This window comes from Novosphingopyxis sp. YJ-S2-01 (assembly GCF_016093175.1).
Lineage (GTDB): Bacteria > Pseudomonadota > Alphaproteobacteria > Sphingomonadales > Sphingomonadaceae > Novosphingopyxis > Novosphingopyxis iocasae.
On the sequence record NZ_JAEDAI010000001.1, the window covers coordinates 931,957 to 944,991 of the forward strand.

Sequence of the window (13,035 nt, forward strand, 5' to 3'; positions counted from 1 at the left end):
TCCTGACCCGCGGCGATCCTTATGCAGGTCGTTACGGAACCGATCCGGCGTCGCGGTGTTTCCGAAAGTCACGCCCCGTTTGCCTAGGCAATCCGAAAGCGACGGGCTTTTCAGGATGACCCTGTATGAATGACGGCCTCTCGACTTCCCGCCATGAAAAACGCGCGCCCGAAGACATGACGATGGAAGAGAAGGGGGGCGAGGAAGGGCAGGTCTCTCACGCGCCGGAAGAGGGCGCGGCGGTATCGGATTACTTCGCCTTCACCGAAATCTTCAAGCGTGTGCTCTCCACCGCCGATCACGAACTGGAAGCGAGCAACCTCTATCTGTTCTGGAGCGCGCTGGGCGCGGGCGGAGCGCTCGGCCTCACCTTTCTGGCTCGCGTCATCTTTACCGAAAGTGCGGGCGAGATGGAGCCGGGGATCGTCGGTAACATCCTGTATCCCATCGGCTTTCTTATCATTGTACTCGGCCGCTATCAGCTGTTTACCGAGAATACGCTGACGCCGGTGGTGCTGGTGCTGACGCGGCTCGCCAGTCTTGCCAATCTGCTGCGGTTGTGGGTGGTGGTCTTCGTTGGAAACATGGTGGGCGCGATTCTGGTCGCTGCGGCAATTGCCTATTCCAACGTGCTGACGCCCGAGCGAACGCTGAAAGCCATGGAGATGAGCCATCACGCGGTCGAGACGCCGTGGCTGGAAATCTTCTACCGCGGCATCATCGCAGGCTCGATCGTGGCCGCGATGGTCTGGCTGGTCCATGCGGTGCGCGATTCGATCGGCCGGGCGATGGTGATCTATGTGTTGATGTATTTCATCGGTGTGGGATCGTTCTTCCACGTCATCACCTCCTCGATCGAGGCGTTCTACGCGGCGTTTTCCGATCCTGAGGTGAGCTTCTGGGCGCTGTGGCCCAACTTCGTGGCGCCCGTCCTTCTGGGCAATACGATCGGCGGCATCGTGTTCGTCGCGGTGCTGAACTATGCGCAATTTGCTGAGCACAAGGACGGCAAGATGCTGGAACGCTATGGCGACAAGCTGGGCGTGCGGGCCTGGCTGTTCGGCAACGGAAAAGTCCACGATTGATGGGAATGCCGAGCTAAATTCGGAGGCAGCGCTTGAAAGGAAGCTGCCCCATCGCCATTAGCGTCCGATGCAGTATGATATAGTATTACATCGCAGCTGGTGGATGGGATGAGCCGCGAGCTGCTCCTACTTCTTCTGAGCGCAGTTCTTGTCATCGTGGCGATCGTTGCGGCGCTGTCCGCCTTCCGTCCGTCGGCCGGCTGGCGCTGGGCGGAAGGCAAGCGCGCAGGCCAGCTTTCCGCAGGAATATTCCTGGGCGTTGGTTTGCTCCATATGCTGCCCGATGCGGTGCAAGGTTTCGTGCAGGCAGGGAATGGTTTTGCAGCGCCCTTCCTGATCGCTGGCAGCGTGATGATCCTGCTCGCCTGGCTCGAAGGGCACGGGGGAAATCGAGGGGCAGGTGTGCCGCCGCTGCTGGTGGTGGGCGTGCTGACTGCCCACAGCTTGCTCGCCGGAGCATCGCTCGGCGCGATGGCTGGCCGCTCCGCCATGCTCATCCTGTTCGTCACGCTGATCGCGCACAAAGGCGCGGCGTCCTTTGCCTTGGCGAAATTGCTGACCGACAGCGATCTTGAGCGGCGAAGCGCCGTGGTGCTTCAGGCCATCTTCGTCCTGGCCCTACCGATCGGTGCGATTGCCGGGGCGGAGGCGCTGACGCTCGATCAGGAATGGCCGCTCGTCATCCCCACGATCCTGGCGCTGGGCGGGGGCACCTTCCTGCATTTCGGCACCGTCCACTGGCACTTTTCGGGCGAGCGCCACGCGGAGTCGACCGGATGGCCTACCGCGCTCGGCTTCGCCCTGATGGCCGCGGTCGCGCTTCTGGCCCACGGCTGAGCCGAACCTTATTTCTCCAGCGGCAGTCCCAGCGCGTGCGCCATGAGCGCGTAGATCGCGTTCTGCTCGATCGTACCGCTGACCAGATAGGCATCTGGCCCGCTCGCTTTCAGCGCCACATCCTCGCCAGAATGAGTCTCCGCGCTCGTTGGGACGAGCGACTGCTGAAGATAGTCTTTTTCGGTGGTGTTCACGGCGGCGGGATCGGGCCGCTCGGCCGTGGTCACTGCGCCCGGCCCGTTCGCATAGCCCAGCGTGGTGTAGGCTTTTCCGTCCTTGGTTCCCGGCGCACCGTCCTCGCCGGCGTTGACGGTGCCCAGGATCGGGTTTCCGCGCACCGGATAGCCCGCCATCGTGAAGACATGGCTGTGGTCCGCCGTGACGAGAACCATCGTATCCTTCGGATCGGTCAGCTCCAGCGCGGTCGCCACCGCCTCATCCATCGCCGCGAAATCGCTGAGCGCACGGTAGGCGTTGCCGGCGTGGTGCGCATGGTCGATACGCCCGCCCTCCACCAGCAGCACGAAGCCGTTGGGATTGCCCTTCAGCCGCTCGATCGCCGCCGCGGTCATCTGCGCAATGGACGGCTCCTTGCCCGGATCCTCGACGCGGTCTGCCTCGAACTGCATATGGCTGGGCTCGAACAGCGCCAGCACGGGCTTGCCGTCCGCAGGGAGCGCCGCGAATTGCGCGCCGTTCCAGATGTAATGGCCTTGCGTTTTGGCCATCCAGGCGGCGGCAAGGTCCTGCCCGTCCTTCCGCGCGCCGGTCTTGCCGGGATATTCGGGATCGGCCTGACCCACCTTCAGAAAGTTCGCGCGCCCGCCGCCCATCATGACATCGAAGCCGCCGCCATGGTTCCAGTCGACCAGTTGCTGCGCGATGTCTTTACAGCCCGCCGCCTTCGCCTCGTCCGGCAGCACGGCGTCGTTCTCCCAGTCGCGATTGGCGACATGCGCATAGGTGGCGCCCGGCGTTGCGTGGGTAATCCGTGCGGTCGAGATGATCCCCGTCGCGCGGCCTGCATCGGCGGCCTGCTCGAACAGGCTCTCGACAGGCGCGCCGAGCGAGGCGGCGCAATCATCGGTCACGACGGATGGTGCCATGCCGAGCGTGCCGCTGCGCGTCTTCGTGCCGCTGAAAATTGCCGTGGCGGTGGCCGCACTGTCGGGCACCTGAAAGTCGGTGGAGTAGGTCTTGACGATGGCGCTATAGGGCAGGGTGTCTAGTGCCGCGACATGGCTTTCGCCATCCTCGCCGCGCTGTTCGCCCTCGAAGATGCGGCCGGCGGTAATGGTGCCCACACCCATGCCGTCACCGATGAAGATGATCAGGTTCTTGGCAGGCCCCTCGATCCGCTGCCTTGCAACCTGCCGCTGGATATAGGCTGCAGCCTCTGCGCGATATTGCGCGGCGGTCTTGGCGCGTGCGGCGGCGGGTTCCTGCGGCACTTCGCCGGACAGCACGCTCTCCGCCTGCGGAAGGCTTGCATCGGTCGGCGGCGGCGCTGCCGTGCTGCCGCCCATCTGGGCGTTGGCGGCGCAGCCTGCAAAGAGAAGCGGAAGAAGGGTAAGGGCAGCGCGCATCGATCATGACTCCGAAAGACGGGATTGCCGGCGCTTTCCCACAGGCCCGTTACAGCTGCAAGACGGCACGCGCGTCGCCGCGATCAGCGGGGATAGAGCCCGGCGAACATTTATCAGGCAGGCTAATCCCGGCCATCGCGCGTTGATCGACACAGCCCGGCTATCTCGCCGGCAGGAGACCGATCCGATGTTCACCCAGCTCAATCCGCCGCTGCCTGTTACGGTGATCGATCGCGGGAAGGGCTTGGCCCTCGCGGTCATCGATTACGGGCCGGAGCACAACATCATCTGGGTCACGGCAATCGACAGCACCGGTGAAATCTGGTGCGCACCGAACCCGAAGGTGCGCATGCAGAATAACTGGACCATGGGCCGGATGCAGACCGGTGGTGAACCCGGTGGGGAAGGGGCAAGCGCCGAAAACCGCTGAGACGCCATCGGCAAGGACGGCGGCGCTAGCATTGATTAATCGATCCGGTAATCGATTGGCGTCATCGTCCCGTTATTGCTGGTCGGCGCGCTGCACGCCGTAAGGCCGATTATCAGATCCATTTCGGCGCGAAAGCTGATGCAATCGCCGGCTTTGGACAGCGGCGGTTCCACGCTGAAGCGGCCTGTTTCTCCGTTCACGGGCACGTTCATGAAGATGTTGAACGCACAAGGAATGGCATCTGCGCCGATACCGAACGGCTCCAGCGCCGCGGCCAGATTGCCGAAACAGCCGCGATGCGGATCATCATCGCCGTATAGAATACGAAAGGTATCCTTCGAACAGGGCGTCAGCAAGAAGTCGTGCCGCCCGACATCGTCTCGTTCGATATGCAGCATGATGTTGCTGCGGTTCGAATAGAGCTTGTGGTCCGTCGTCAGGTAAATCGTGTCCTGATAGTCGAAGGTCCGCCCGTTCGAAATCAGCTCACGCGGGTCCGCCTTGTTGTAGGCGACCATATCGCTCACCTGCTCGCCCTCCGGATCGCAGACGGTCAGCCGCTGGCCACGCTTCAGTTCGAAGGCGGTGCCGCTACGGCGGGGAATACGGGTCATCTCGGTCATGCAAATTCCCCTGTCGGTTCCGGGCGGCGGTAGGGCGCGGACCAGCCGGCGGGCACCGCACGTCCGCTATATTGGCGCGCTTCGGACGTCTCGCCATGGCGCGCAAGCATCGGGTTTTCCGAGCCTTGCAGCGACCGGTCGCGCGCCAGAATCGCACCGCGCAGCTTTTCGTAGCGGCCCGTCTCGCGCAGCCGCTCGAACTGACCATGCAGGTTGAAGATCAGCGTAGGATAGCGGAAGCGCCGCGCCTTGCGGCTCGCGCCGGGGTGCAGGCCGACGACGAAGAAGGCCGATCCGCCGAAACTGAGCGAAAAATGCGGATTGTCCGGATCGGTGCTGATGTCTTTGTCCTGCCGCTGACCGAGCCAGACGTCCTTGTCCGTCATCGATTGGATGCGCGCCCACATATGCTGCTCGAACGTCTTCTCGTTCATCACCCGCGGCGCGCCGTAAATTACGGCGAAGGAGCGGAAAAGCTTCGGCTCGGCCTGATCATGGCCAGCGAACGCCATCAGCCGCCGGTGCACCTCCAGATCGTTCCAGCTCGATGCGATCGAGCGGGCGGTCACGATCTCCAGTTGCCGCTTGCCGAGCGCCGATTTGGCGCCGACGCACGGGAAGCGCGTGTCCGAGATAAAGTTTCGCAAGGCGTCGGGCGGGGTAGGGTGGGTCAATCGCTGCGCTTTTCGGGAGAGCCGCCCGCGCTGCCGATCGGCGCGCAAGCGGTTAAGAAAGGGGGATTTAGCAGGCCAACGCCGCCACCATGCTGCCGTTCCTCGCAATCGGCCTAACCTTTACTTCATCGCGCGATCGACTAATTCCACTAGACACATCCAAAAGCGGAGTTTCTTCATGCGCGCAGAAGCGCAAGCCTTGGTCGACCGTATCGACGCCGCCCTCGCCCTCGTCCGGCGCTCGCTCGATTGGGAGCGCGCGCTCCGCCGCCTGGACGAGCTGAATGCCCGCGTCGAGGACCCGACCTTGTGGGACGATCCCAAGCAAGCCGAAAGCGTGATGCGCGAGCGTCAGCGGCTAGACAAGAACATTGGCGCGGCCAAGGACATCGAGGCGGAGAAGGCCGATACGGTCGAGCTGATCGAGATGGCCGACAGCGAAGGCGACAGCGAGATGGCGGACGAGGCGCTGGCTTCGCTCGCCGCGCTCGCCGAACGCGCGGACCGCGACAAGGTGGAGGCGTTGCTTGGCGGCGAAGCGGACGGCAACGACACCTATCTGGAGATCCACGCCGGCGCCGGCGGCACCGAGAGCAACGACTGGGCCGAGATGCTTCTGCGCATGTACCAGCGCTGGGCCGAGGGGCGCGGCTACAAGGTGGAGATGGTCGAGTATCAGGGTGGCGACAGTGCAGGCATCAAGTCCGCCACGCTGCTGATCAAGGGCGAGAACGCCTATGGCTATGCCAAGACGGAGAGCGGCGTGCACCGCCTGGTGCGCATCAGCCCCTATGACAGCTCCGCGCGCCGCCACACCAGCTTCTCCAGCGTCTGGGTCTACCCCGTGATCGACGACGACATCTCGATCGAGATCAACGAGAGCGACCTCAAGATCGACACCTACCGCGCATCCGGCGCAGGTGGGCAGCACGTCAACACCACCGACAGCGCCGTGCGCATCACCCACGTGCCCAGCGGCATCATCGTCGCCAGCCAGAACGACCGCAGCCAGCACAAGAACCGCGCCGAGGCGATGGGCATGCTGAAGGCCCGCCTGTACGAGGCCGAACTGCGCGAGCGCGAGGAGCGCGCCATGGCTGAGCATGCGTCGAAGTCCGACATCGGCTGGGGCAGCCAGATCCGCAGCTACGTCCTGCAGCCATACCAGATGGTGAAGGACCTGCGCACCGGCACCACCAGCACCGCGCCCGGCGACGTGCTGGACGGCGCGCTCGATCCCTTCATGGCTGCCGCGCTCGCCCAGCGCGTGACCGGAGAGGCGGTTGAGGTCGAGGACGTCGACTGATGGAGGCGCGCCGCCCCGCGCCCTTGCTGATGCTGCTCGCGCTCGCGGCCTGCCAGAACGGCAGCGCCGGCGCGCCGGGCGACGCGGCGTTCCCGGAGGCGAACCGGCCTGTCGCAAGTGTCGTCGCCACCCAGTTCAGCAACGAGCCCGCGCGCGAGGCCGCGAACGAGGCGCAGGTGGTGATGGACTGGGCGGGCGTGCGGCCCGGCATGACGGTGGCGGACATCGGCGCGGGCGAGGGCTACTACACCGTGCGCCTGGGCGAGCGGGTGGGCGGCAAGGGCCGCGTTCTGGCGCAGGACATCGACCAGGCGGTGCTGACCCGGCTGGGCGAGCGCGTGGCGCGCGACCGGCTGGACAACGTCTCCATCAAGCTGGGCGCGCCGGACGATCCGCGCCTGCCGGAGGCCAGTTTCGACCGCGTGTTCATGGTCCACATGTACCATGAGATCGCGCAGCCCTACGCCTTCCTGTGGCGCCTGCGGCCCGCGCTGAAGCCGGACGGCGAGGTGATCGTGGTCGATGCGGACCGGCCCACCAACCGCCACGGCACCCCGCCCGCGCTGCTGACCTGCGAGCTGGAGGCCGTGGGCTACACCCGCACCGGGTTCGAGCTGCGGCCGGACATCGGCGCCTATATCGCCCGCTTCCGCCCCAGCGGGGAGCGGCCCGATCCGGGCGCGATCCAGCCATGCCCGGCGCCGGAGCCCGCCGCGGGCTGAGCTGCGCGCGGCGGGATGAACGGCCCGCCGGATACAAGCACGCCCCCGCCCGTTGACCCGGCATCCCACCAACCAAGGAGCGATGCCATGAGCGACCACCCCAAGCAGGACGATGCCTCCAACAGCCCGCCCCCGCGCGAGCCGGACGGCAAGCTGAGCCCGGACGAACGCCGCGGATCGGACAGCAGCCACCCGCAGAAGCAGCGCAACGAGCCCGTGATGCCCGCAGACCGCAACGACTGACCCCGCGCGGCCGGAGACACCCGGCCCGCACCCCCGGCGCGGGGGCGAGCGGCCCCGAAGCAAAGGGCAGCTTCACACAGCTTCACACTGTCCAGAGCCGAAAACCGCCGCCCCCAAAGCGCTCCCGCCCACAGACTCACCCCGCGAACCCCGCGCCCGGACGAAGGCGAGGCGGTATAATCGCCAGCGAATGCAACAACATGAGCCATGCCCGCCTTATCGCATAGCGGCGGGGCTGTAGGACAGCATCATATCGTCCAGACGCCGTTACTCTATACGCCATTGACCTATGCGCCAGTGAAGCATATCATTCCCAAATGACCACCTTGCAGACTGTCGTGGAGCTTCCCGAATTTCTGCGACGCGCCAAGGCGATCATGGACGACACAGAGCGCATCGCGCTGGTCAATTTCGTCGCGGCGCAGCCAGACAGCGGCATTTCGCTAGGTGGCGGCCTGCGCAAGATGCGGTTTGCGCGGCCCGGTGGCGGCAAGAGTGGCGGATATCGGATCGTCTATGTGTTCGGCGGGCGAGGGACGCCGATCTTCCTCCTCACCGTGTTCGCCAAGAACGAAAAGGACAATCTCGGTCGCAAGGAGCAGGCCGAGCTCGTGGAACTGAGCAAGGCCCTGCTGGCCCGTTATGGAGACGATGGATGAGTGCGTTCGAGAGCATCAAACAAGGGCTGATCGAGGCGATCGATTATACCGAGGGCAGCGCTGCGGAAGCGCGCGTCCACCATGTGGAGGTACCGGTCGTGGACGTTGCCGCGATCCGTGCCGAGACCGGTTTGTCCCAAGCCGAATTCGCTCGCAGCATCGGCGTTGCCAAAGGCACGCTCCTCAACTGGGAACATGGCCGGCGCCAGCCGACCGGCCCCGCGCAAGTGCTGTTGGCGATGATCGCCAAGCGCCCGAGCTTGGTGGGCGAGATGTTGCGGTAATTGAGACTTTCGCTCAGTATTTTCAGTGCGACGGCCAAATATCGACTGTTATCAATCCTCCGCGAAGAAATCTTGAGTATGCTGCCGAATTATTTCGATTACGAAGAGAGTCCACAGGTATTCCACTACACCTCAGTTTTAGGTGCATTAGGTATTATTGAATCCCACTCTATCTGGCTGACTGAATATAGCTCTCTTAACGACACTCAAGAGTTTCTGTATGGCAAGGAACTATACTTTGACGCGCTCAAGAAGTTTACCGATCGAGAAGTTCCAAAAACGGTTGAGTATATAGCTGCGTTGGCTTTTGACGATCTTCAAAAGCGAACCAATATGCTAATTAGCAGCTTTAGCCTAATTCCAGACGACCTTAGTCAGTGGAGAAGCTACGCGGATAATGCCCGCGGTTGCGTCATAAGTATAGACTCGGAGTATTTGTCTGAAGATGCAGGTGTTGCAATTAGGAAAGTCGTTTATGATAAAGCCGTAATGCAATCTCTGACTTTTGCTAGCATCGACGTTCTGATTGAACAATATCAGGAAAATCCTACTAACATAGATACTCTTTACGATTACGCGCGACGTGCGGCGGTTGATCTTTTTTCATACAAGCACCCTGCATTTGCGTCTGAGCAAGAAGTTCGTATTTCGCGATTGGTTTTGGAAGACATAGAGTCGGAACACCTTTTTAAGGATGTAGGCGGGAGTTCACGAAATGGGCATGTTCCGTCACTCGATATTCAAAGTCGCAACGGGCCATTCGGGGACGCACGTTTTATCGCATTACCACTACAGAAGCCGAACGAGCTATCTGCAATAAAGGCAGTTGGATTGGGCTCGGCAATTGACCTCGCGGACAAGCAAAAGATTCTCGAAGCCATTGAGAAATTAGATCGTAGTATTCCGACCTGGCAATCGCGCATACCTTACAGAACGTGAAAACTACATCAAAAGGCGGGCAGAATATGAGCGAACCGGAGAGTGATGAGGCTCAGTCTCCTGTAGTATGCAAGAATTGTTTTAAGGACCCTGGTTTACGTTTGATGTTTCCGGAAGATCGCGCAGCAGAGGGGATTTGTCCCAATTGCGGTAAGTATACTAAAAACCTTCTGGGAGAAGACGGCTTAAAAAGGCTTGCATATCAATTCTTTGTGCGCGGAAGTCATGTGTACACTGATTATGGCGGTGCTCCCCGCATTCAATTTAACGCACATCAACGGGGCTCGGTGACGTTCAGAGGAGGGCTACAAGAGGATGCCCAGCTGATAGAGCACATCCTTCATATAGGATTTTTCGAGTACGGCCCCCGTCTTTGGATGATCGGCGAAATAGAGCCCTTAAAAGAGCTCCAAGACAAGAAAACGCGCCGGAAGCAAGTTAAACGTATCATCGAGGAGTTTCCGGAGGCGATCATAACCGATAGAGAGCAATTCTTTCGCGTTCGTAAAAGCCCTAGGCAACCGGGAAGTTCTTTTGAGTACGATGCACCTCCAGCAGCGCTTCGCGGCAAAGGCCGCTTAGAGAGTCGCAATACCTCAGTCTTTTACGCTTCTCAAGATCTAGAAATCTGCGTTCACGAAGCCCGATTTGCGGCTGGTGATGAGTTATACTGCGCGACACTCCAGCCGAGCCGAGATCTTCGAATGCTGGATCTAGCCGCAATACTTAACGAAGACGTATCTGAGTTCGAGAGCTTAGACTTGGCTGTGAACATGGTGTTCCTTGCAGGAAGCCATTCTTACGCTATTTCGAGAGCTATTGCGCGGGAGGCTCGTCAGGCAGGTTTTGACGGAATTATCTATCCGTCCTTTTATAGTTTGCTTCGAACGGGTGGAAGTCCTGTCGAAACTGCTTTCGGCCTCTCGTTGAGACGGTTTGGTGACAAGGAATACGAGCGAGCGAAAATTATAAGAAATTTCGCCCTCTTTGACTACCCGGTTCGCGATGGACTCGTAAAAGTAATCGGAATAAATCGGCTCGAAATAACAACGGCCCGATACGGAATAGTGATCGGGCCGGTATGATAGGGCTTTGTTTCCGTATCACGCCTGTACGTTCGAGCAATAAACGCCTCCTGCGGGATCGACACATTGCCATACTCCCGCATCTTCGCTTTGCCCTTTTTTCTGCTTTTCCAACAGCTTCTTCTCCCGGCTGATGTCGCCGCCATAGCATTTGGCGGTCACGTCCTTGCGCATGGCGCTGATCGTCTCGCGGGCGACCACCTTGGCGCCGATCGCGGCCTCATGCAGCCTTGATCGAGGACAGTGGCAGATCGGTCATTTCGAGGCGGCTCAAGTCCAGCTTGCCCGATGCGCCGTCGATATCCAGGCCGACGACATGGCCCTCCGCGTCGAAATCTACGTTAAGCCCATCGGCGATCTCTCTGCTCTCGGCAGAGGCCATGTCGCGCAGTTCGATATAGAGGCTGTCCGTCTCCGGATAATAATGCAGTTTCATGCGCTTTGGTCCTCGCGAAAGCCCCGGTCCAGAAAGGCGTTGTGGATGGTTTCGCCATCTTCCAGCTTTACCACGCGCAGGATGCGCTGCCGTTCTCCGTCTCGCGAGGTTAACACGGCGCTTCGACAAGCTCAGCGCGAACGGGCGAGGAGTGTGAAATTATCCCGAAGCCTTAACCGGATCAAAGTACCACTTTGATCCGATCCATCACTCCTCCCCCATCCGCAGTGCCGCAATAAACGCTTCCTGCGGAATCGACACATTGCCGTATTCGCGCATTTTCGCCTTGCCCTTTTTCTGCTTTTCCAGCAGCTTTTTCTTCCGGCTGATGTCGCCGCCATAGCATTTGGCGGTGACGTCCTTGCGCATGGCGCTGATCGTCTCGCGGGCGATCACCTTGGCGCCGATCGCGGCCTGGATCGGGATTTTGAACAGGTGGCGGGGGATCAGGTCCTTCAGGCGCTCGCACAGCTGGCGGCCGCGGATTTCGGCCTGCTGGCGGTGGACGACCATGCCGAGTGCGTCGACCGGCTCGTTGTTCACCAGGATGTTCATTTTCACGAGATCGCCTTCGCGGAGGCCAATCTGCTCGTAATCGAAGCTGGCATAGCCGCGCGATATCGACTTCAGACGGTCGTAGAAATCGAACACCACCTCGTTCAGCGGCAGCTCGTACACCACCTGCGCGCGGCCGCCGACATAGGTCAGCTCCGTCTGGATGCCGCGCCGGTCCTGACACAGCTTCAGGATGGAGCCGAGATAGTCGTCCGGCGTGTAAATGGTCGCCTTGATCCAGGGCTCCTCCATATGATCGATATGGACCGGATCGGGATAATCGGCCGGGTTGTGGAGGAACTGCACGCTGCCGTCGGTCATCGTCATGCGGTAGACGACGGACGGGGCGGTGGTGATGAGATCGAGATCATATTCGCGAGTGAGGCGTTCCTGGATGATCTCCAGATGCAGGAGGCCGAGGAAGCCGCAGCGGAAGCCGAAGCCGAGCGCGGCGCTCGTTTCCATCTCGAAGGTGAAGCTGGCGTCGTTGAGGCGCAGGCGGCCGATGCTTTCGCGCAGTTTCTCGAAGTCCGCGGCGTCCACCGGGAAGAGGCCGCAGAACACCACCGACTGCACTTCCTTGAAGCCCGGCAGCGCCTTGTCCGCGCCGCCCTTCACGGTGGTGATGGTGTCGCCCACCGCGGTGTCGGCTACTTCCTTGATCTGCGCAGTGATGAAGCCGATTTCGCCGGGGCCGAGTTCGGGCAGCTGGGTGATCTTGGGCTTCATGCAGCCCACGCGGTCCACCAGGTGCTGCGAACCCTGCTGCATGAAGCGGATGTTCATGCCCTTCTTCAGCACGCCGTCCATCACGCGCACCAGGATGACGACGCCCAGATAGGGATCGTACCAGCTATCGACGAGCATGGCTTTGAGCGGCGCGTCGCGGTCTCCCGTCGGGGCGGGGATGCGCTGGACGACGGCTTCGAGCACGTCCTCGATCCCGATGCCGGACTTGGCGCTGGTGAGCACCGCATCGTCCGCGGGGATGCCGACGATATCCTCGATCTCGGTGCGGACCTTGTCGGGCTCGGCCGCGGGCAGGTCGATCTTGTTGATGACGGGCACGATCTCATGGTCATGCTCGATCGACTGGTATACATTGGCCAGCGTCTGCGCCTCCACGCCCTGCGCGGCGTCGACGACGAGCAGCGCGCCCTCGCACGCGGCGAGCGAACGGCTGACCTCATAGGCGAAATCGACATGGCCGGGCGTGTCCATCAGGTTCAGCTGATAGGTCTCGCCATCGGCGGCGGTGTAATCCAGCCGCACGGTCTGCGCCTTGATGGTGATGCCGCGCTCACGCTCGATATCCATATTGTCGAGCACCTGGCTCGACATCTCGCGCTCGGTCAGCCCGCCGGTCAGCTGGATGAGGCGATCGGCCAGGGTGGACTTGCCATGGTCGATATGCGCGATGATGGAGAAATTACGGATTTTGGAGAGGTCTGTCATGTCGAGCGCGCAAATAGCCTGCGCGGGCGCGGCTGTCATCCGGCATGTGGCGGTGCCATTGGCGCGGGCCGGAACATGGCCGGCCCGCGCGCTGTCTTCGGAAGATGCGCTTCCGG

General features: G+C 61.5%; 15 protein-coding genes and 1 pseudogene. 10 read left to right on the forward strand and 6 right to left on the reverse strand.

Translation table 11 applies throughout. The features are described from left to right. Positions 1-125: 125 nt before the first annotated feature. Both I6A82_RS04540 and I6A82_RS04545 read left to right on the forward strand, forming a co-directional pair. Positions 126-1,085 (forward strand): formate/nitrite transporter family protein, encoded by a 960-nt coding sequence (locus I6A82_RS04540; RefSeq protein ID WP_198093914.1) that lies wholly within the window; start codon positions 126-128, stop codon positions 1,083-1,085. A 108-nt stretch (positions 1,086-1,193) separates the two neighbouring features. Continuing rightward, the gene (locus I6A82_RS04545; RefSeq protein WP_198093915.1) at positions 1,194-1,922 is read left to right on the forward strand and encodes a ZIP family metal transporter; all 729 of its coding nucleotides are present in this window, start codon (positions 1,194-1,196) and stop codon (positions 1,920-1,922) included. Between the two features lie 8 nt (positions 1,923-1,930). On the opposite strand, the gene I6A82_RS04550 is transcribed toward I6A82_RS04545, so the two are convergent. Beyond that, positions 1,931-3,508: an alkaline phosphatase gene (locus I6A82_RS04550; RefSeq protein ID WP_198093916.1), complete on the reverse strand. Its 1,578-nt coding sequence runs from the start codon at positions 3,506-3,508 to the stop codon at positions 1,931-1,933. A gap of 187 nt (positions 3,509-3,695) precedes the next feature. Here I6A82_RS04550 and I6A82_RS04555 point away from each other — a divergent pair, with 187 nt between their 5' ends. Continuing rightward, the gene (locus tag I6A82_RS04555) at positions 3,696-3,938 is read left to right on the forward strand and encodes a hypothetical protein (RefSeq protein WP_198093917.1); all 243 of its coding nucleotides are present in this window, start codon (positions 3,696-3,698) and stop codon (positions 3,936-3,938) included. 35 nt (positions 3,939-3,973) lie between these two features. On the opposite strand, the gene I6A82_RS04560 is transcribed toward I6A82_RS04555, so the two are convergent. Both I6A82_RS04560 and gntA read right to left on the reverse strand, forming a co-directional pair. Continuing rightward, on the reverse strand, positions 3,974-4,561 hold the full coding sequence (locus I6A82_RS04560; protein ID WP_232343288.1) for a DUF1989 domain-containing protein: 588 nt from the start codon (positions 4,559-4,561) through the stop codon (positions 3,974-3,976). Further along, on the reverse strand, positions 4,558-5,235 hold the full coding sequence (gntA, locus tag I6A82_RS04565; protein WP_198093918.1) for a guanitoxin biosynthesis heme-dependent pre-guanitoxin N-hydroxylase GntA: 678 nt from the start codon (positions 5,233-5,235) through the stop codon (positions 4,558-4,560). The genes I6A82_RS04560 and gntA overlap by 4 nt, the downstream gene beginning before the upstream one ends. Positions 5,236-5,413: 178 nt before the next feature. Between gntA and prfB the strand changes: the two genes are divergently transcribed. From prfB to I6A82_RS04600, 7 genes are all read left to right on the forward strand, one after another. Beyond that, positions 5,414-6,541, forward strand: coding sequence for a peptide chain release factor 2 (prfB, locus tag I6A82_RS04570; RefSeq protein WP_198093919.1), 1,128 nt, complete (start codon positions 5,414-5,416; stop codon positions 6,539-6,541). Further along, a complete protein-coding gene (locus I6A82_RS04575) occupies positions 6,541-7,263 on the forward strand; it encodes a methyltransferase domain-containing protein (RefSeq protein ID WP_198093920.1) in 723 nt (240 codons plus the stop codon). Before prfB ends, I6A82_RS04575 begins: the two co-directional genes overlap by 1 nt. 87 nt (positions 7,264-7,350) lie before the next feature. Further along, positions 7,351-7,506 carry a hypothetical protein gene (locus tag I6A82_RS04580; RefSeq protein ID WP_198093921.1) on the forward strand — a complete coding sequence of 52 codons (156 nt, stop codon included), beginning with the start codon at positions 7,351-7,353 and terminating at the stop codon, positions 7,504-7,506. Positions 7,507-7,823: 317 nt separating this feature from the next. Beyond that, on the forward strand, positions 7,824-8,165 hold the full coding sequence (locus I6A82_RS04585; RefSeq protein WP_198093922.1) for a type II toxin-antitoxin system RelE/ParE family toxin: 342 nt from the start codon (positions 7,824-7,826) through the stop codon (positions 8,163-8,165). Then, complete coding sequence (nadS, locus tag I6A82_RS04590; RefSeq protein ID WP_198093923.1) at positions 8,162-8,449, forward strand: NadS family protein; 288 nt, start codon at positions 8,162-8,164, stop codon at positions 8,447-8,449. The genes I6A82_RS04585 and nadS overlap by 4 nt, the downstream gene beginning before the upstream one ends. A 78-nt stretch (positions 8,450-8,527) precedes the next feature. Next, complete coding sequence (locus I6A82_RS04595) at positions 8,528-9,388, forward strand: DUF2971 domain-containing protein (protein WP_198093924.1); 861 nt, start codon at positions 8,528-8,530, stop codon at positions 9,386-9,388. Positions 9,389-9,414: 26 nt separating this feature from the next. After that, positions 9,415-10,473 carry an RES family NAD+ phosphorylase gene (locus I6A82_RS04600; RefSeq protein ID WP_198093925.1) on the forward strand — a complete coding sequence of 353 codons (1,059 nt, stop codon included), beginning with the start codon at positions 9,415-9,417 and terminating at the stop codon, positions 10,471-10,473. Positions 10,474-10,508: 35 nt separating this feature from the next. On the opposite strand, the pseudogene I6A82_RS04605 reads toward I6A82_RS04600, so the two are convergent. The 3 genes and pseudogenes from I6A82_RS04605 to lepA form a co-directional block, all read right to left on the reverse strand. Then, positions 10,509-10,695, reverse strand: a pseudogene (locus I6A82_RS04605) (elongation factor 4); the annotation flags it as partial. Then, positions 10,694-10,909, reverse strand: coding sequence for a DUF2283 domain-containing protein (locus I6A82_RS04610; protein WP_198093926.1), 216 nt, complete (start codon positions 10,907-10,909; stop codon positions 10,694-10,696). The pseudogene I6A82_RS04605 and the gene I6A82_RS04610, both read right to left, overlap by 2 nt. A 207-nt stretch (positions 10,910-11,116) precedes the next feature. After that, positions 11,117-12,919 carry a translation elongation factor 4 gene (gene lepA, locus I6A82_RS04615; protein ID WP_198095486.1) on the reverse strand — a complete coding sequence of 601 codons (1,803 nt, stop codon included), beginning with the start codon at positions 12,917-12,919 and terminating at the stop codon, positions 11,117-11,119. Positions 12,920-13,035: the final 116 nt, after the last annotated feature.